This window comes from Serratia sp. BW106 (assembly GCF_002607755.1).
Taxonomy (GTDB): Bacteria; Pseudomonadota; Gammaproteobacteria; order Enterobacterales; family Enterobacteriaceae; genus Serratia; species Serratia proteamaculans.
Genome location: NZ_MCGS01000019.1, coordinates 41,079 through 59,967 on the forward strand (window position 1 = coordinate 41,079; position 18,889 = coordinate 59,967).

17 protein-coding genes are annotated in these 18,889 nt (G+C 49.8%); 11 read left to right on the forward strand and 6 right to left on the reverse strand.

The window, feature by feature from the left end:
* Window positions 1–10 precede the first annotated feature (10 nt).
* Both BEI65_RS13665 and BEI65_RS13670 read right to left on the reverse strand, forming a co-directional pair.
* Window positions 11–1,276, reverse strand: coding sequence for an MFS transporter (locus BEI65_RS13665; protein WP_232519094.1), 1,266 nt, complete (start codon window positions 1,274–1,276; stop codon window positions 11–13).
* 533 nt (window positions 1,277–1,809) lie between these two features.
* Window positions 1,810–2,763: a LysR family transcriptional regulator gene (locus BEI65_RS13670; protein ID WP_099063857.1), complete on the reverse strand. Its 954-nt coding sequence runs from the start codon at window positions 2,761–2,763 to the stop codon at window positions 1,810–1,812.
* A gap of 148 nt (window positions 2,764–2,911) precedes the next feature.
* On the opposite strand from BEI65_RS13670, the gene BEI65_RS13675 reads away from it, so the two are divergent.
* On the forward strand, window positions 2,912–3,301 hold the full coding sequence (locus tag BEI65_RS13675; RefSeq protein WP_099063809.1) for a tautomerase family protein: 390 nt from the start codon (window positions 2,912–2,914) through the stop codon (window positions 3,299–3,301).
* Window positions 3,302–3,345: 44 nt separating this feature from the next.
* On the opposite strand, the gene BEI65_RS13680 is transcribed toward BEI65_RS13675, so the two are convergent.
* A complete protein-coding gene (locus BEI65_RS13680; protein ID WP_099063858.1) occupies window positions 3,346–5,112 on the reverse strand; it encodes an ABC transporter ATP-binding protein/permease in 1,767 nt (588 codons plus the stop codon).
* A gap of 214 nt (window positions 5,113–5,326) precedes the next feature.
* Between BEI65_RS13680 and BEI65_RS13685 the strand changes: the two genes are divergently transcribed.
* The 4 genes from BEI65_RS13685 to cspA all read left to right on the forward strand — a co-directional run bounded on the left by BEI65_RS13685 (window position 5,327) and on the right by cspA (window position 8,653).
* Window positions 5,327–5,896 carry an HdeD family acid-resistance protein gene (locus tag BEI65_RS13685; protein ID WP_099063810.1) on the forward strand — a complete coding sequence of 190 codons (570 nt, stop codon included), beginning with the start codon at window positions 5,327–5,329 and terminating at the stop codon, window positions 5,894–5,896.
* Between the two features lie 155 nt (window positions 5,897–6,051).
* Window positions 6,052–6,981 carry a curved DNA-binding protein gene (cbpA, locus tag BEI65_RS13690; protein WP_099063811.1) on the forward strand — a complete coding sequence of 310 codons (930 nt, stop codon included), beginning with the start codon at window positions 6,052–6,054 and terminating at the stop codon, window positions 6,979–6,981.
* A complete protein-coding gene (gene cbpM / locus BEI65_RS13695) occupies window positions 6,974–7,279 on the forward strand; it encodes a chaperone modulator CbpM (RefSeq protein WP_099063812.1) in 306 nt (101 codons plus the stop codon). Before cbpA ends, cbpM begins: the two co-directional genes overlap by 8 nt.
* Window positions 7,280–8,440: 1,161 nt before the next feature.
* On the forward strand, window positions 8,441–8,653 hold the full coding sequence (gene cspA, locus BEI65_RS13700) for an RNA chaperone/antiterminator CspA (protein ID WP_085118662.1): 213 nt from the start codon (window positions 8,441–8,443) through the stop codon (window positions 8,651–8,653).
* Between the two features lie 166 nt (window positions 8,654–8,819).
* Here the strand turns inward: cspA and BEI65_RS13705 are convergent, their stop codons facing one another.
* On the reverse strand, window positions 8,820–10,160 hold the full coding sequence (locus BEI65_RS13705; protein ID WP_099063813.1) for an anaerobic C4-dicarboxylate transporter: 1,341 nt from the start codon (window positions 10,158–10,160) through the stop codon (window positions 8,820–8,822).
* A 491-nt stretch (window positions 10,161–10,651) separates the two neighbouring features.
* On the opposite strand from BEI65_RS13705, the gene BEI65_RS27350 reads away from it, so the two are divergent.
* Window positions 10,652–10,780: a hypothetical protein gene (locus BEI65_RS27350; protein WP_255409002.1), complete on the forward strand. Its 129-nt coding sequence runs from the start codon at window positions 10,652–10,654 to the stop codon at window positions 10,778–10,780.
* A 40-nt stretch (window positions 10,781–10,820) separates the two neighbouring features.
* Here BEI65_RS27350 and BEI65_RS13715 read toward each other — a convergent pair whose 3' ends face one another.
* A complete protein-coding gene (locus tag BEI65_RS13715) occupies window positions 10,821–11,762 on the reverse strand; it encodes an AraC family transcriptional regulator (RefSeq protein WP_099063815.1) in 942 nt (313 codons plus the stop codon).
* Between the two features lie 160 nt (window positions 11,763–11,922).
* On the opposite strand from BEI65_RS13715, the gene BEI65_RS13720 reads away from it, so the two are divergent.
* The 5 genes from BEI65_RS13720 to BEI65_RS13740 all read left to right on the forward strand — a co-directional run bounded on the left by BEI65_RS13720 (window position 11,923) and on the right by BEI65_RS13740 (window position 16,773).
* Entirely contained in the window at window positions 11,923–12,756 is an 834-nt protein-coding gene (locus BEI65_RS13720) for an oxidoreductase (RefSeq protein ID WP_099063816.1), read from the forward strand.
* Window positions 12,757–12,934: 178 nt separating this feature from the next.
* On the forward strand, window positions 12,935–13,549 hold the full coding sequence (locus tag BEI65_RS13725) for a 2OG-Fe dioxygenase family protein (protein ID WP_232519095.1): 615 nt from the start codon (window positions 12,935–12,937) through the stop codon (window positions 13,547–13,549).
* Window positions 13,546–14,775 carry a cysteine desulfurase-like protein gene (locus BEI65_RS13730; RefSeq protein WP_099063817.1) on the forward strand — a complete coding sequence of 410 codons (1,230 nt, stop codon included), beginning with the start codon at window positions 13,546–13,548 and terminating at the stop codon, window positions 14,773–14,775. Before BEI65_RS13725 ends, BEI65_RS13730 begins: the two co-directional genes overlap by 4 nt.
* Before the next feature lie 130 nt (window positions 14,776–14,905).
* Complete coding sequence (locus tag BEI65_RS13735) at window positions 14,906–16,102, forward strand: tyrosine-type recombinase/integrase (RefSeq protein ID WP_099063818.1); 1,197 nt, start codon at window positions 14,906–14,908, stop codon at window positions 16,100–16,102.
* Window positions 16,099–16,773 carry a DNA N-6-adenine-methyltransferase gene (locus BEI65_RS13740; protein ID WP_099063819.1) on the forward strand — a complete coding sequence of 225 codons (675 nt, stop codon included), beginning with the start codon at window positions 16,099–16,101 and terminating at the stop codon, window positions 16,771–16,773. Before BEI65_RS13735 ends, BEI65_RS13740 begins: the two co-directional genes overlap by 4 nt.
* Before the next feature lie 92 nt (window positions 16,774–16,865).
* Here BEI65_RS13740 and BEI65_RS13745 read toward each other — a convergent pair whose 3' ends face one another.
* Window positions 16,866–18,755, reverse strand: a complete 1,890-nt coding sequence (locus BEI65_RS13745; RefSeq protein ID WP_099063820.1) for a hypothetical protein — start codon at window positions 18,753–18,755, stop codon at window positions 16,866–16,868.
* Between the last annotated feature and the right edge of the window lie 134 nt (window positions 18,756–18,889).

An 18,889-nucleotide genomic window follows, 5' to 3' on the forward strand; every position in this document is an offset into this window, starting at 1 on the left:
AAAAACCATTTCAGACGTCGGCAACACCCTGACTTTTCAACGCTCTTCGGCTGACCACTGCGGGTGCCGTTTCATCGAGAAAACAACTTAATACCACCGCACAGGCCGCGCCGATGGCCGCCAGCCACATCACGCTGACCAGGCCGTAACGATCGGCGATCAAGCCTGCCGTAAACGGCGCCAGGCAACCGCCGATCACCTCGCCAATCCCCATGACCAACCCCAGTGCGGTGGCAATACGGGCTTTCGAGACGGTTTCGGACGGTATGGTGGCCATAAACAGAGTGAAGCAACCCAGGCCGGTATAGGACAAAAACACCAGGCCCCCCAATAACCACAGGTTGTCGACGTAGCTCAGAAACAGTGGGCAGCAAATCGCCAGCAACGAGAAGAAAATCAAGGTGGGCTTACGGCCAATACGGTCCGAGATCGCCGGGACCGCTACGCCCCAGAAAACCCAGGCAACGCCGATGGCGCTCATGATGCCGCCCATCGACTGCTCGCTGAAACCACGGGCGGTCACCAGGAAGCTGGGCGTGAAGGTAATAATGACCATAAACCAGGTGACGAATACGCAGGAAATCAGGATGCACAGCACCACATTTTTAATTTTGAATAACTCGGCGTAAGCGGCCTTTTCCGACTGATTTTTTACTGCCGGCTCGGCGGCGAAGGACGGATCCTTTTTGCCGTTAACATATTTATAAATTAACCAGGCCAGAATAATGCCCGGCAGGGCCGTCAGGTGAAAGGCCGTACTCCAGCCCCACTTCTGTGCCAGATAAATAATCAGCGGCGGAGCAATAATGCCGCCCAATAATCCCGGTGCCGCACCCTGGATCAACCCCATATTGAACCCGCGCCGCTGCGGCTGTGACTTTTCTACCATCAGCGACTGCGCAATCGGCAATACCGGTCCTTCGGCAATGCCCATCAATGCACGGAATATCAGCAGCATGGCAAAACTACTGACCCACCCAGATAATGCGGAGAATAAGGAGAACACGATAATTGAGACGATCAGCATCGGCTTGCGAACATTAAAACGATCGGCAATGGCTCCCAGCCCGGCACCAGACAGCGCCCAGGTTAGCGCCAGTACCGCGGACAGCGTGCCAAGGTGCACATTGCTGAGCTGCAAATCGGCGGCAATCATCGGGAACAGGAAAGAGATGGTTAAACGATCAACAAAAACACAGCCAAAGACAAAAAACAGAATCACCAACAGTCTGTTTTCCTCACTCAATATCGAACCCCGCCCCACCGATTTTTTCATGGTGTGATCTGCCTGTTAGTAAACTGATAAGTGACAATATCCCTGTTCACAGCCTCTGTTTGGCACCCCGAATTCGGCGGGCCTGTTGGTCTGACAGGATGTTATTAACATGTTAACGATTTAAACTTATCGCAAGCGGGCAGGCTGTCAACCGGGTGTTAGCGGTGACCAGAAAATCGATGAGTCAGGTACATTACAGACGGGTTATTATTAACATCACTAATCTTATTACTCTGTTATTTATATATAAAACTTTATTAACTGGGACTCCTCACGCCCCAAAAACCGCGTAATTACTCATTTTCATAAATATATTAACGTTTTACACTTTAACTTTATTTATTATTCTATTCGACAGTGCTTTATTCAGCGTGATCTTTATCTGTTGAATTCATTTCATTTATCCGGTGGTGGCTTTCGCAATTAACTCCATTGAGGGAATCCCTTCTCCAGCGCTTACATTACCGCCACTGAAGCGTAAAAAAACGCATATCGTGATGTGAATCACAGCAATCCTCCGAGCCACAACGCGATCATCGCACTAACCCTGTGGTAAACCCCTCGGCAAAAGCGCCGCGCAGATAGCGGCTGAATTCCGTCATCGCTCTGGAGACCTGAGGTGCATAGGGTCGAACCACATACAGGCTGTCGGCAAAGGCATTGATCGGTCGCCAGGCAGGTAATACCTCGATCAACCTGCCGTCCGCCAATGCCTGCTGAGCGCTAAAATCTGGCAGCAGCGCAATACCTAACCCTTCCGCTGCAGCGTCGCGAATCGACTCGCTGTTGTTGGTGGCAAACGGCCCGCTGATCAGGACCCGGGTCTTTTCCGCCTTGCCTTGTGGCGCCTGTTTGGCAACAAAACTCCAGCCAGGCTGTTCATTGCCTCGGGGATAATAAAGACACTGATGCCGTTGCAGATCGGCCGGCGATGTCGGCATGCCGTGCCGTTTCACGTAGTCTGTCGACGCCACGGTCAGCGTTGCGGTCGGACACAGCCGCCAGGCAACGTGGGTATCCGGCAGGCTGTCACTGTGGCGGATCGCCAAATCAAACCCTTCGGTGGTTAACGACACCAATCGGTCGGAAACCTCAAGCTGAACCCGCACCTCCGGATTCTCACGCAGAAAACCGGTAATGCGAGGGACCAGTTGCTGGCGGGCGAACGCCACCGGCGCCGTCACCCGCACAGAACCGCGCAGTGGCCCGGCCGAATCGCAAATGCCGGAAAAACTCTGTTTTATCTGCGCGAAAGGCTGACGCAGTTCCTCCACCAGCCGCAGCCCGGCATCGGTCAACCTGACGCTGCGAGTCGTGCGTTGTACCAACGGCACCCCGGCCAGGGTTTCGATCTCTTTGATTTTTTGACTCATCGCCGCTTTGCTGACGTCCAGGCGCTCCGCCGCACGGGTAAAGCTGCCCTGCTCGGCCAAGACGGTGAGCCAGTGCAAATGGGTCCACAGGGTTTCTATTTTTGGGTTTTTCATCATCGACTGTTCATATATATAAACAATGAGTTCAAGTATAGCGCTTCTTCCCGCCCCTGGGCTTGGCTAAGATGGGTTATCAAAAGCGAGAATAAAACGCTGCCCTGCACATGGCAGAACTCATTAACTTACTGACAGGATTATGAAAATGCCATTACTTATCTTTGAAGTCATCGAGGGCCGCAGCGAAGCCGAACTGAAAACCCTGCTCGATGCCGCCCACCGTGCGGTGCTCAGCGCCTTTGAGGTGCCCTCGCGCGATCGCTACCAGATTGTTCATGAAAACAAAGCCCAGCATATGGTGATTGAAGACACCGGTCTGAATCTGACCCGCACCCGCGATCTGGTGGTGGTACGGGTGATTACCAGCCCGCGGGCCGAGGAACAGAAACAGCGGTTTTATGCCGATCTCAGCCGTGAGTTGAAGGAAAGCTGTGGGATTGAAGGCAGCGACCTGATGGTGTCAATCACCACCAATAGCAAAGGGGACTGGAGTTTCGGCAACGGTGTAGCGCAATACCTGACCGGCGATCTTTAACCGGTGATCCCCCAGGCGCGACATAGCGCCCGGGGTTAGAACCCTCAGGGCTGCTGTTCGTCGTTATATTGGCTTTGCCACATGGCGGCGTAGCGGCCATTGCTGGCCAGCAAGGCGTCATGCCGCCCACGTTCAACGATTTCACCGGCTTCCAGTACGATGATTTCATCGGCATCCACCACCGTCGACAACCGGTGGGCAATCACCAGCGTGGTATGGTCACGGCTGACTTCGCGCAGGTGAGCCTGAATTTCGCGCTCGGTCTGAGTATCCAGCGCGCTGGTCGCTTCGTCAAAAACCAGGATCGCCGGATTTTTCAGGATGGTACGAGCAATCGCCACCCGCTGCTTTTCGCCGCCCGACAGCTTCAGCCCACGCTCCCCCACCCGGGTTTCATAACCGTCGGGCAGGCTGACGATAAACTCATGAATATGCGCCAACCTGGCTGCCCGCTCGATTTCTTCCTGGCTTGAACCGGTTTTGCCGTAGCCGATGTTGTATCCCAGCGTATCGTTGAACAACACGGTATCCTGCGGCACGATGCCGATCGCCGCGCGCAGGCTGGCCTGCTTCAGGTCACGAATATCCTGACCGTCAATCGAGACCGCCCCGCTGCTCACGTCATAGAAACGAAACAGCAGCCGGGACAAGGTAGATTTACCGGCCCCCGAGGCACCAACAACCGCGACCGTATTACCGGCCGGGATGGTGAAGCTGACGTTTTTCAGGATCGGCCGCCGCACATCATAGCCAAAGCTGACCGAGTCAAAACTCACTTCGCCCGCGGTCAGTTGCAGCTCCTTCGCATCCGGCTTATCGACAATCTCCTGCTCTTCCTGCAGTAAATCGAACATGTTTTCCATATCGATCAGCGCCTGCCTGACTTCGGCATAAATAAAACCGAAGAAATTCAGTGGCTGATAGAGTTGCAGCAGATAGGCATTCACCAGCACAAAGTCACCGACCGTCATCCGCCCTTGCACAATGCCCTGTGCCGCCATCGCCATCATCACAATCAGCCCAATGGAGATAATGGCGGTCTGCCCGAGGTTGATGGCGGTAAAACTGAACTGGTTCTTGATGGCGGCATATTCGTACAGCCGGCGCGACATGTTGAAACGGTCGGCCTCAAAGTTTTCGTTGCCGAAGTATTTAACCGTCTCGTAATTCAGCAGGCTGTCGATCGACTTGCTGTTGGTATCGGCATTGGCCTGGTTGAGCTCACGCCTAAAGCGGGTTCGCCAACGCACGGCCATGACGGTGAACAAGATATAACAGCCGACCGTCGCCAGGATCGCCAGGGCAAACCAACCGTTTAGCAGGTGCCACATAATCACCGAGACCAGGGTGATTTCGAACAAGATGGGGAAAATGGAGAACAGCAGCCGCGAAAGCACCGTCGCTACCGCCTGGGTGCCACGTTCGATCGATAACGACAACCCGCCGGTTTGGCGCTCCAGATGAAAACGCAGGCTCAGCGCGTGCAACTGTCTGAAGACCCGCAGCCCCAATAATCGGGTGGCATTCTGGCTGACATGCACAAACATCACGTTGCGCAGCTCTTCAAATAACGCGCCACCGATGCGCGCGACGCCATAGGCCAGGATCAAACCCATGGGAATGGCCAGCATCCTGGCGGTTTCGCCGCTCAGGGCGTCGATCATCGCTTTGTACGCCAGCGGCACCAGCGTGATGCTGACCTTCGAAATCACCATAAAGACGAAGGCGATTACCAGGTAATAACGCAGTTTAGGGTTATCTTTAGGCCACAGGTAAGGCAGCAAAAATTTCAGTAAGCGGGAGGGATCCATCATCGGCTATCTATCATCTCGGTCAGCAGCGCAGTATCGGCTTATGATCTATTCTGGCACGTATGCCATGAAAAACCTTATGTAATCCACCCCTGTGGCTCTTTTTGGTACGCAGAGTCAATACACCGCAGCCAGGCATCATCCTCAAGGTGGCGTGTTCCACTATAATAGTCAGTGGGACAGTACAGGACATTCAAAACAAGGGAGTTACATCATGCTAAATATGAACCATCTTCATTCGTTGAAAATCGACGAACAGAGTCTAAAGAAACAACGCACCCCGCTGTTAATCATCTCGATATTGCTGCTATTAGGCGGCCTTTTCTGCCTGTTCAGCCCCTTTGCCTCGGGCGCAGCGATCAGTATGGTGGTGGGGATTTTCTTGCTGCTGAGCGGCTTCGGTCTGATTTTCGGCATGGTTGCCAATCGGGTGCAAAATACCTGGCCAATGATCGGCGGCATCCTGCTCGGGGTGGCTTACCTTATTATCGGCTACGTTTTTATCACCAACCCGGCGGTAGGTATTTTCGCCATGGCGATTTATCTCGCGGCTTTGTTTGCGCTGGGCGGTATTGTGCGGTTGATCGCCGGCTACAAGCTGCGTGAGGTCAAAGGAAGCTGGCTGCAGCTGGTGATTGGCGTTTTGGATCTGGCGATTGCCTGGCTCCTGCTCAGCGCCGATCCGGCGACGTCCGTGGTGCTGGTCACCACCATTGTCGGTATTGAAATGCTGTTCAGCTCATTCAGCCTGTTCCAGGTTGCCCGACAACTGAAACGCGCGTGATCCCATTGCGGGGCCACCCGGCTCCGCTTTTTGGCGCTAAAGCCGCCGATGACGTCGGGACCTTAACGACAAACTGCCCGATTAAGAGTAAAGTTTCACCCAATACAGGCTCAACTATCCCCCCTGACCAAAGATTGAAGTGAGATGATAACGCTATGGAATTTAAGGATTACTACGCCATTTTAGGGGTTAAACCAGCGGACGATCTCAAGGCAATCAAAACTGCCTATCGCCGACTGGCGCGAAAGTATCACCCCGACGTCAGCACCGAATCGAACGCCGAAGAGCAGTTCAAACTGGTTGCCGAAGCCTATGAGGTACTGAAAGACGAAGAGCGTCGCGCCGAATACGATCAACTGCGCCAGCACCGTAACGACCCCAATTTTGGCCGCCAGAAGCAGCACGGCAATACCCATAACGCCGAAGACTTTTCCGATATCTTTTCCTCTATGTTCGGCGAACACGCTCGGGCTCAGCAGCATCGCCAACGACGCCAGGGCATGCGCGGCCAGGATATTGAGATGGAAGTGGCGATCTTCCTGGAAGAAACCCAGACCGAGCAAACTCGTACTATTCGCTATAGCCTGCCGGTGTATAACGCCTTCGGCATGGTGGAGCAGGAAGTCCCCAAAACCCTTAATGTGAAAATCCCCGCCGGTGTCGGCGATGGCGAGCGTATTCGCCTGAAAGGCCAGGGCGCGGCCGGGACTGACGGCGGTGCTAACGGCGATCTCTACCTGATTATTCGCATTGCGCCGCACCCGCTGTTCGACATTGTCGGCCACAATCTGGAGATCGTCCTGCCAGTCGCCCCATGGGAAGCCGCACTGGGCGCCAAGGTGCCGGTCCCCACGCTGAAAGACAGCATTCTGCTGACCATTCCTGCCGGCTGCCAAACCGGGCAGCGCTTGCGCATCAAAGGGAAAGGCCTGGTCGGCAAAAAAGAAACCGGGGATTTGTATGCGGTGATCAAGGTCATGATGCCACCGAAGCCGGACGAAAAAAGCGCCGCGCTATGGCAGCAGTTGGCGGAAGCCCAGCAGACCTTTGATCCACGCAAAGAGTGGAGTAAGCAAAATGGCTAACGTAAAAGTAACTTTCACCATTACCGAGTTTTGCCTGCATACCGGCGTTTCACAGGATGAACTGACCGAAATTGTCGGACTGGGGGTGATTCAACCACGCGATCCCGCGACGGAAGACTGGATCTTTGACGATCGTGCGTTAATCACTTTCCATCGTGCTGAACAGTTGCACCGTGAACTGGCGTTGGACTGGCCTGGCATTGCGGTCACGCTGACCCTGCTGGAAGAAATTGAACAATTACGCAAAGAAAACAATCAGCTACACCAACGGCTGGCGCGGTTTGTTGCCAAATCCTGATGGCGTGAAAACAGCCCGTTGCCCTGGCAGCGGGCTGCCTCAGTGCGGTTATAATCTTGTTTTTCTTGGCTAATAAAACGATACATATTCCACCCCCGCCCTTCAGCATCATTCATAAACAAAATCCCGACAGAATAAATCCAAAAAAATGAGGCCGCACCGCTGAAAACAGCTTCTGGATAAGGCTTAATGGATGATTTTTATCAATACTGTCAATAAAGACATGTTATTAAAAACATGATATTAAAAACAGTATTGACACCCTGTTAAAAACTAGTAGATTGGTATTCATCAGCAGCGAAACAATAGCCAGCTGATAATAGTTAAAGTGTTAGAAATAAGTTATCAAAGTTTTTTTTGCGATAAAGGCCACGAAGCAATTGTTGTATGGGCCATCATATTGAGGAAAAGTAAATCCTCATTGGATGAAGCTTTAAGGCCAGGTAGTCAGTACTACAATCGCAGGGTGTGTACCAAAACGCGATGATGTAAGGCCATGATTTAACTGTTTTTTGCTTGCGATTTGTTTTTTTTCAAAGTTAGTGTACCAAAATCGCAACGGAAGTGAGGCCACGCATCAAAGAGTCTATATCGCGAGGGGAGATGTACTGTTTAAGATGCCCAATCTTCGAATATTCATTCAGATTGGTGAGGAACGTAAACTGGTAAATATAGGGGAGGTTTTAGTTCGCCCAATATTATCTGTGTTAAACCTGTACATTTAATGGTAGTACCTTAGCAGTAAGAAATTAGTAAGTTCATTAATGTTAAATTTGAAGTTGATAGTACCTTAAAAGCCCTGGCAATCCTTGTCAGGGCTTTTATCTTTTATGCATCAGCCACACATGACGATAAAAGATGCCGGCGACACAGCCTGAGCTCTGTCCTCATCCCTCATGCAGCACCAGGGATATATTGACCAACCGATGACATTAAAAAAATTAATCCTTGCTTAATAAATCAAACCAAGCCTACTATGGCGGCATCGGTTTGGAACACAGACCTTATGAAAGCAGTTTTAGTAAAGCAGTTCTCAGTTCAAGCGTTATCTCTAGATACCCTTCTTCATGAGCCTCCTCCTAAGTGCCCAATAAGTAAAAATCTGCAAAACAGGCCATGTTCGCCACGTTGAGTGGCTCAAAAAATGAAAAGGATATATCTATGTCTAACAAAATGACTGGTTTAGTAAAATGGTTTAACGCTGACAAAGGCTTCGGCTTTATCACTCCACAAGATGGCAGCAAAGATGTCTTCGTACATTTCTCCGCTATCCAGAGCAGCGATTTTAAAACCTTGGATGAAGGTCAGAAAGTGGAGTTCTCTATTGAGGACGGCGCTAAAGGCCCATCTGCTGTTAATGTTATCGCGCTTTAATCGCCGATAATCTCGCTAAAACTTACGATAGCGATGAAGGCATCAGCCTGAGCAGTTAAGCATTAGTGATAAAAAAACCCGCTTTGAGCGGGTTTTTTGCATTTCTTTTCTAAGCAAATAGTGACTCATCAATAAACGGTTTTATCCACCGCTACGCCCCACCCCGTTACAAGAAGCCGTATGCCGCCGCCAGGACCCACCCCATCACGCAGGAAACGGAAACCCCAATCAAACCGACCAGGATAAAGCTGTGGTTGATAACAAATCGTCCGATATTGGTTGTCCCTGAACGGTCGAACTGAATGGCGGCCAGATCGCTTGGGTAGGTAGGCAAAATATAGTAGCCGTAGCAGGCCGGTGCAGAAGCAACGATATAGGCAGGGTCAACACCGATGGCCAATGCCACAGGAACAATCGCGGCCAGTGCGGCAGCCTGGGAGTTAACAAACTTGGAAACGATCAACAAAACGATAGCGTACGCCCAAGGGTATTCTTTAACAATGGTGCCCAGTACCGATTTTATCTCTTCCAAATGAGCACCAAACATCGTTTCGGCCATCCAGGCGATACCATAAACCGCCACTATGGCGATCATACCTGAACGGAAAACTTCGTTTTTAGAGATATTAGCCGGGTTGGTTTTGGTAGCGATAATAATGACCGCACCTGCACATAACATAAACATCTGGATAACCAGCACCATGGACAGCGGCTTTCCATTGATTAATGGACGCAGCTCGGAAAAGGCTCCCAGTAACGCAACAATAGCGATGGTCCCCAGGAAAATCCACATGGCCACCCAATTGCTGGTAGGTAATTTTTTATCCAGCAATGTTGCCGTGTCGCCATAGACGTACTTATAGTTTTCCGGATCTGAAATGTAGCTTTGGAACTTTTCATCTTTATCCAGATCTTTACCCCGGAACCAACTGAAGATACCAATAGCAAGAATACCGCACAGGGTGGATGGAATAGTGATCGCCAGCAGATCCAAAAACTCCAGATGTTTACCATTAAAGGTAAAATTACCCAACATGGCGACCAGTGACACCACGGCGACTGACACCGGGCTGGCAATAATGCCCATCTGCGCCCCAATAGAGCTGGCGGCCATAGGCCTTTCGGGACGAATGTTATTCTTGATTGCCACGTCATAGATTATCGGCAAGATGGTGTACACCACATGCCCGGTACCACAGAGAATGGTCAGCATGCAGGTCACGAAGGGTGCAACGATGGAGACATATTTAGGGTTTCGTCGCAGTAAACGCTCTGCAATTTGCAGCATCACATCAAGCCCGCCGGAGGCTTGCAGCGTTGCTGACGCAGCCACCACGGCGATGATAACCAGCATGACATCAACCGGCGGTTTACCGGGTTGTAGATGAAAAACGAAAACCAATATGATTAATCCAATACCGCCAAGTAGCCCCAGTGCAATCCCACCTTTTCTGGCTCCATAAAAGAGACAGATCAGTATGACAATAAGTTGAATAGTAAATAACATGCTAACCTCATTATTCTTTTTAAGAAGGCTAATAATTAACTTCTTTTCATTTTCATTGAGGGATAGCGATCACAAACAGATGGTTTTTATAGTTAAAAAACCATCAAATATTTGCATGTAAATTAGCTTGTTTAAATATGGTTATTTTTATGTTTACTTTGTAAATAATGAAAGTTAATTACAATAAAAAACTGTAAATAAACATCATATATCCAGCCATCAGAAAATATCTCCCGACTTAAATGGGTAACAACTCAATCATTGCCAGGTGGCCAATATCTTCAGGGTGACAGAGTCATCTGAGCTACCTGGCGTATTGACCCGGTGACTCTCTCGTTCAGCCACATGGCAAGCTGCTCATCCCATGCCGATTTTACGCCCCTCAATTTTTTTAGGATTTTTACCCAAAAAATAGGTTTAAATTCAATAATATTAGGATTCATCTTAAAGTAATCCCAGGGCATATATGGATATCGATTCCAGGGAACAGGATGAATCAAAAGGATCGTAAACCCGATTATCGGGTTGAATATGGCGAAGAATGGAAGCCGGAAAAAACCTCTAAATGGTTTTGGATCCTACTGATCGCCATTATCGGTGCTCTGGTGGCCATTTCGTGAAGTGTAGTAATACTGAAACCGGGCCCGCGGCTTCTCCCCGTCAGTGAGAGGAAATAAACTCTGAAGGGATCACGGGTGCAGGCAGCGAAAAATTCTGCCTCATACGTTCAACCTCATGGAGCGGTGTCAGCCCGAATAAACGTTTAAACTCGCGACTGAACTGAGAAACGCTTTCATAGCCGACACGAACACAGGCGGCTGAAGCGGTGAGATTATTTCGCAGCATCAGCAATCGGGCTTGATGCAACCGCGTAGATTTAAGATATTGCATCGGGGACGTATTGGTCACGGTTTTGAAATGGCTGTGGAATGTTGGCAGGCTCATACCCGCCTCTTTCGCCAGCGCCTTCACATCCAGATACGAGTCATACTCGGCATGCAGTTTTCGTAACGCTTTCGCCACCTTGCCAAACTGCCCCTGCGTGGTCAGCGCACTTCGCAGTATCTGCCCCTGAGGACCGGTCATTACACGGTAATAAATCTCCCGCACCATTGCCTGTCCCAGTATTTCTGCATCCAACGGTGAAGCCATGATCTGCAAGAAACGCAAAACCGAGTGGCTCATTGCGTCATCCATCGGACTCGACACCATACTTCGTGGAGGCTCGCTGAGATTCGGACTATGCTCATCGAGTTGCAACATCAAATCAGCCGCTAAATTGAAATCCAGCCGCATATAAATCGCCAACATCGGCTCTGAAGCACTGGCATCCGTTTCCATGCTAAAGGGCACCGGGACTGACACCATCAGATAATGCTGCGCATCATACAAATAGACATCGTTTCCCAAAAATCCACGTTTTCTCCCCTGCACCACAATGACGATCCCAGGTTCATATAAAACCGGTGTGCGCAGCAACGGGCGGTTGGAACGTAAAAAACGCACGTCCGCCAGAACCGTAAGATTGTAGCCTTCATGCGGTGTCAACCGGTCCAAAAGCTCAATCATCTGGTCGGTCGCCGTTGGCATGAAAAGGGTCATAGACGCCTGCAAAGAGAAGTGGAAAGTCATTGAAGTGTGGCAGCCAGCAACGGGCCCGTCCAGACACTCAGAGGAATAGGCAAACATCAGAGAGGATCCGGGCTACGCGTTTTACTCTGCCCGCCCTATTCTGCCTATCCACCCTACTGAGGATAAAGCCATGAACCAATCAAAATTATTTTTCATCACCGGGGTCAGCAGCGGTTTTGGTCGCGCACTGGCAGAAGAAGCGCTAAAAGCGGGCCACCGCGTGGTCGGAACACTCCGCAATCAGCAGGCCAAAGATCACTTTGAAGCCCTGGCACCAGGCCGCTGCTTTGGCCGTATTCTTGATGTCACCCATTTTTCCGCGGTTGCCCCGCTGGTCGATGCCGTAGAGCAGGAACTGGGGGCAGTTGACGTACTGGTCAATAATGCCGGTTATGGCCACGAAGGGATTATGGAAGAATCGCCGCTGAGTGAAGCGCTCCATCAGTTTGAGGTCAATGTGTTTGGTGCCGTGGCCGTGATTAAAGCCTTTCTGCCTTATTTTCGGGATCGCCGGGCCGGCCATATTATCAATGTGACCTCCATGGGCGGCTTCATTACCCTGCCGGGGATCAGCTATTACTGCGGCAGCAAATTTGCCTTGCAGGGCATTTCCGAAACGCTGACCAAAGAACTAAAGCCCTTTAATATTGCGGTCACCGCCATTCAGCCGGGGTCTTTTCGAACCGATTGGGCTGGGCGTTCGATGGTGCGTTCGCCGCGCAGTATCAGCGATTACGATCAGAGCTTCGGGCCGATCCGTGAAACACGTGAAAAACGCAGCGGCCATCAGCCCGGTGACCCGGTTAAGGCCGCCAAAGCCATTCTGCAACTCATTAACAGCCCTGAGCCCCCGGCATCACTGCTACTGGGCAGCGATGCCGTCATGTATGTCAGGGAAAAACTGAATCAAATGAACAGCGATATCGATACCTGGGAAGCTGTCAGCCGCTCAACCGACGGTTAATGCCGTCCTACGTTCATTCTTGTTTACAGCAGCATATCGCTTGAAGGTAGTCGGCGCTGGCTAAAAATTGCGTTGGCAATAGTGTCGACTACAATTCAATCGAAATACCTCCCTACAAAATCAATATTGATTCATATTTGAGGTGATTATGTTACAGAAACACGAAAACGTAATAAGTATGACTGCACTTAGCCATCAGGCCACCCAACAATTGATGCCGTCGTTTTCTGGATTGCCCCATACACAACACGCCGACGGCAAGTACCGTTTACGCCGCTATTCGGTCGTCAAACATCTCAATGGCCATGTGGTAGAGATTGGCCGACGTAATTTCGTTCAGTCCGATGAGATCAACCATTTCCAGGGCAACGTGGTGCGCCATTTCGAACCCATTGACGATGCCGTGTTGCAAAGCGCCGGCATGGAAGAAATGTGCAATCTGTTTGCAGAAAGCAACGCACTGCCAGAAGGTGCGGAGATAGAAATTCATCAGATGCGCGTCGTCGCCATTCATCATGAAACTCAGGTAGCACCGGAAGGGATCCATCAGGATGGCTTTGATCATATCGCGATGATTGGTATCCATCGGCAAAATATTGTCGGCGGCGAAATCATGTTATACGCCGATAATCACCAGCCCCCTTTCTTTAAAAAAGTGTTGGCGGATGGTGAGGCCGTTTTGCTGGCGGACAGCAAGCTATGGCATAACGCCACGCCTATCAGCCCCATTGTCCCGGAACAAGAAGGGCATCTTGATCTGTTTGTTCTGACCGCACGGGGAGAAAAAGCATGACCTTCTCCCCTGAACTCGCCCGAACCCAATTTAGCGCGCTAAATCAGCACTATAATGATAAACCGGTTATTTTCTTCGATGGCCCCGGTGGTTCTCAGGTATCACAAGCGGTGTTGGGAAAAATGACCGACTATCTGGGGAAATATAACGCCAACCTGGGCGGGCACTATTTTTCCAGTCATAAGACAACCGAGGTGATGGATCATGCGAGGGAATCGGTGCGCGCCTTCTTGAATGCGCCCTCGCCCGATAATATCGTTTTTGGCATGAATATGACCTCGCTGACGTTCCACCTCAGCCGGATCATTAGTCGCAACTGGCAAGCCGGCGATGAAATTATCGTCACCGAGTTGGATCACTACGCCAACGTATCCAGTTGGCAGCAGGCGGCCAACGACAAACACGTCACCGTGCATCAAATCCCCCTGCAGCAATCGGATTGTTCTTTGGATGTTGCCCGGCTATGCGAGCAGATCACGGCCAAAACCCGCCTGGTCGCGGTCACCTACGCCTCTAATGTCACGGGCAGTATCGTCGATATTAAAACCATCACCGAAGCCGCCCACCGCGTCGGCGCGCAGGTTTACGTCGATGCGGTGCATTATGCCCCGCACAACTTGATCGATGTGCAGGCGCTGGGCTGCGACTTTTTGGTGTGTTCCGCCTATAAATTCTTTGGTCCGCATATCGGCATGGCCTATATCGCGCCGCAATGGTTGCAACGACTGCAGCCTTACAAGGTCGAACCGGCCACCGATGTCGGGCCAGGGCGTTTTGAGACGGGCACGCAAAGTTTTGAAGGGTTGGTTGGCGTCTCGGCGGCCATTGACTACCTGGCGCAATGGGGAACGCCGGGGGCCTCTTTAAGGCAGCGTTTACAGGAAAGTTTTACCGACTATCACCGGCATGAAGAAGCCCTGTGTGAGTATTTTTTGCAGCGCTTACAGCAAATCGACGGGGTGCAGCTCTACGGTTCTCCCGTGGCGGACACCCAACGCCGCACACCCACGTTTGCATTGACCTTTAAGCAGCACTCCCCCGAACAGATCGCCCGCCGATTAGGCGAACACAATATCTGCGTCGGCAGCGGACATTTCTATGCGCAAGGGTTAATTCAGCGGTTGAATCTGCAGGACTGCGGCGGTGTACTACGTGTCGGAATGATGCATTACAATACTCTACAGGAAGTCGACACTCTGTTTGAGATACTGGCTAGCGGAAGGTAGTGACAGGAATTTTTTGGAGCGGGTGAAGGGAATCGAACCCTCGTATGCAGCTTGGGAAGCTGCCGTTCCTATATCTCACCAGTGTAACCAGACGGATCACCTGATTGCGGCATCTTAGAGGAATACTGAGATGGCGATCAAGCACAATACAAAATATTTATTCATGCGAAATGATGGGATCTGGCTTTTTCAGGTGTTTGTACCTTCCTACATGCGCCACCTAACGGACGGTAAGCGCGTTTTCCGGCGTTCAAGTGGTGAGCGTGACATCGAGAAGGCGATCAACTTCCGTGACCACATGATTATCGAGTTCAACAAGATCAAAAATCAGCTTAAACCTGATACTCACCAACTGAAGATTCAACGGGGAATCGCAGCCTTGCACGGTCTGATAAAAGAGCAGGCCAACAAACCACAAAATACCTATGCGGCCAAACCATCCATTTCACCTACGCTGGCTCAAATCCGGGACGAGTACCTATCCGAATACCAAGACAAACGTGAGCTAACCACTCTCTCTAAAACCCTGTTGAGCGTTAACCTATTCATTGAGTCCCTGGGTGTTGCCGATATTCCCCTGAGTGATATTAGGCGAACGCAGGTTGCAGGCTTCATCAGGGAACAGAAGAGAGAGAAATCCGCTCAAACTGTCCAGAACTACCTCTCAAGCCTGTCTTCTGTCTATGAGTATGCAAGGCGCTGTTATGACGGTATCCCTGCTGATTGCCCATTCAAAGGCCATGCGTTGGAAGCGAAATCCACAGTCGAGAGCTACGAACCTTTTACTATTGAAGACACAACGAAACTGCTAAACGCTGCTGATGATGAACTGAGGGATGTGATCCTAATCGGGCTGTATCAGGGGATGCGGTTGGATGAGATTTGTAGCATGCGGTGTGTCGATGTGATCAGGGATGGCGGTGGGTTATCGCTCCGCATTAGCAAGAGCAAGACAAAATCGGGGATTCGCACAATTCCGGTGCATTCGCTAATTGTGGGAGTGATAGAAAAGTACCTGAGCCGGGGTAATGAATATCTTTTGCCAAGCGCAAACAACGTTACCCGCAGCGATGGAAAGAAGGCACCCTATTTCAGTCAGAGGTTTACCCGCCTGAGAAATCGTGTCTTGCCCTCGGCAAGCGATAGGCAATGTTTTCATAGTTTGCGTGGGATGTTCATCACCTGCTTGGATAGACACAACGTAGATGATAGCCGGATAGCGGCCCTTGTAGGTCACACACAGAAAACCATGGCGAAACAGGTTTACAGCCAAGGAGCTGAGCTTGCAGAGTTAAGAAATATCATAGAGTTGGTGGATTATGAATGAAATATGCACAAAACGGTAAAAAGCACGGCGGGTCTGATGAATGGCGGACGCCACGCAGGGTATATGAAAATCTGCATCGGGAGTTTAATTTCACTGTAGACGCAGCAGCATCCGAGGAAAATACCCTACATTCTACCTACTGGAGCGCCGACAATGACGCATTGAACCAATGTTGGGAGGGGCATACTGTTTTCTGTAACCCGCCATATTCTATGTGTGGGGAATTTCTCACCAAAGGAAAGGGAGCTGATTGCGCCGTCTTTATCATCCCAGCCCGGACACAGGCAACATATTTCCTCGAGCACGTCTTTGCTAATCCCTATTGCCACGAGATCCGATGGTGTCATAGAGGTATGCGGTTTATCCCCGCCACCGGCGTTACCCAGACCAGACAACTCAACCGTGCCCCTCTGCCTGTCTGTATCGTGGTGTACCGTAATGAGCCTCGAACGGGGGAAATCCGACAAACGTCAATTTGTGCAGATACCCTACTGCCGTTGCATGTAATCAATGCTGGCTCGAGACGTGGACGCCCTACCGTTTATGACTGGAAAACGCTAGATCAGATCATCCGCCTATGGGACAACCGCGAGGCACAAACGATAGCGGAGTTGGCAGAGAGAACCGGACTACCACGGTCAACTCTGCATAGAATTATCAAACGACTATAATACATACAATAAATCCCAATAACCCCCGTATTTATGGGATTTTTTGTGCAATAAAAATCCCGGTGCAAACCCGGGATTATTTTATAAAAAAATTAATTAAAATTATTACCCATTGTTGATTGCATTCCCAAAGTCATATTCCTAAATTCATCACCTACTGCTTGCGCTGTTTTAGCTTGGATGATATTTCCTAACTCAGGATCTGGACTAACATTAACCTGCGTATTAAGTGTTGGCGTTAGGCTAACGTTAATAGTTGGGTTTTGATATTGAACTGAATTATTCAGAAGACCGCTTTTATCCCTTAAATTTATAGTAGGTGTCGGTGTTGTTATTGGGCTTTGTGTTGAATCGCCTTTACCAGTAAACACATTACCAATTCGATTAGCGATATCACCACCAAACAAGAATTTATTCAATTCGTCATTAGCGGAGTTATACCAAGTTTTCGGACTACTATCACCTGCACTCTTCATTAATCCATCGAAGGTGAATCCATTCAAGAATTTGGATATTCCATCCAGCTCATTAATAGTATTACCAAGCAAAGAACCAAGCTTATAAACTGGCTCTTGTAGGAGTTTAAACGCTGAATCCAAGTCTTTAGTGCTTCCAATTGCATCGGCAATACCCAGGGAGAATTTATCCTGCAATGCAGAGGTTTGCATATCGAGGGCAATTCCAAATACATTGAGTTTCTGGGATGCTGCAATCATTTCCGGTGTTAGCATTGTTCCGGCTTCTTTCATGTCCTTGAGAGATTGCACTAACGCAGCACCATCATTCTCAAACAACGGGCGATAATAAAGCAGGTCATCACCTAGTCCTTCAAACAAGTTATTAATCTGATTGACTGACAAACCTAATTTCTTGCCTTGATTTTGAATGAGGTTTAAGAATTCGAGAGGTCTATCTTTGTAGGAATCAATGGTTTTCTTATCAAGCCCCAACTGATTAGCCACATCACCAACAGCACCACCACCTGACCATTGTTGTTTTTTAGCATTCCACGTCGCGTTATTTTGAAAATCACCGAGTTTCTCTGAAATATCTTTGAAATTATCGGCTATTTTTTCTGGGTTGGCAGAATCCACACCCTGCTCTCTACCGTACTTCACCATTGCCTGAATTACTGATGCGTAAGTGTTAGAGTTTTTAGCAGCCAAACTATATTGCATATTGCGGTTGGTTGATTGTCTGGCTGCATTTAGCCCCGCATAACCAGCACCTGCAACACCTGCTAATGCTGCGCCACCTGCTAAATAAGCCCCTGCGCCCGTTACGAGACCACCGAGACCAAAGCCACTACCACCGGTTACATGGTGTGGTTTTTGTACCCTCTGGAACCTACGCGCTGCGGTAGCGGCATCTCTCGTTTTCTGGGTTAACATAGCCATTTGGTGATTCATCGACCTCAGGTCAGACTCACCACGGCGATATTGATTAGCAATTTCCTGCGCCGCCTTAGCTGCCTGATATTTCTGGGTTGCATCTAATCCCTGCATTCTTTGGATATTATAGAGTGCACGCTCCTGCTTCATGGTGGCGTTTAAATCGACTCGGGTAGCTACCGCCTTTTTCTTTGCTGCATCAGCTTGTTGTTTGGCTAATAATTTTGCATCGGCTGTTTGTTGGTGCATAGCCTGAGTTTGGCGTTTAACCATTGCAGGATCGCCGACAGCAGTCCCAACCATTCCAGTCCCTGAACCATTCTTTCCCTGATTCGGGAGAGTGATTTTATAACGTTTCTGCGCATTCTGCATTTCACGCTGAACCTGTTTATTAGCTTGTTTAACTGCCGCTACTGCCTGTTTAGCCTCTCGCTGAACTTGCTTCGCATTAAATACATTTCCCATTATTGATTTGGCAGTCATCGCTTTTTTTAATTCTTCCATTTGCTTTTTAACTTTTCGGAAGCTTTGCATATCCGTGTCATATCTGACGGTATTTATTAGCGTTGCTGCGTTAACTCTTAAAGCCATCTAACCTCCTATTATTTTATTCTTTGATCTTCAATGGTCAATGCTGTAGCTAAATCCATTCCCTGTTCCATCCGAGAAATAACAGTGCTACGAGCTATCCCGAAACACTTACATAGTGCGTTAAGGTTCAGCAC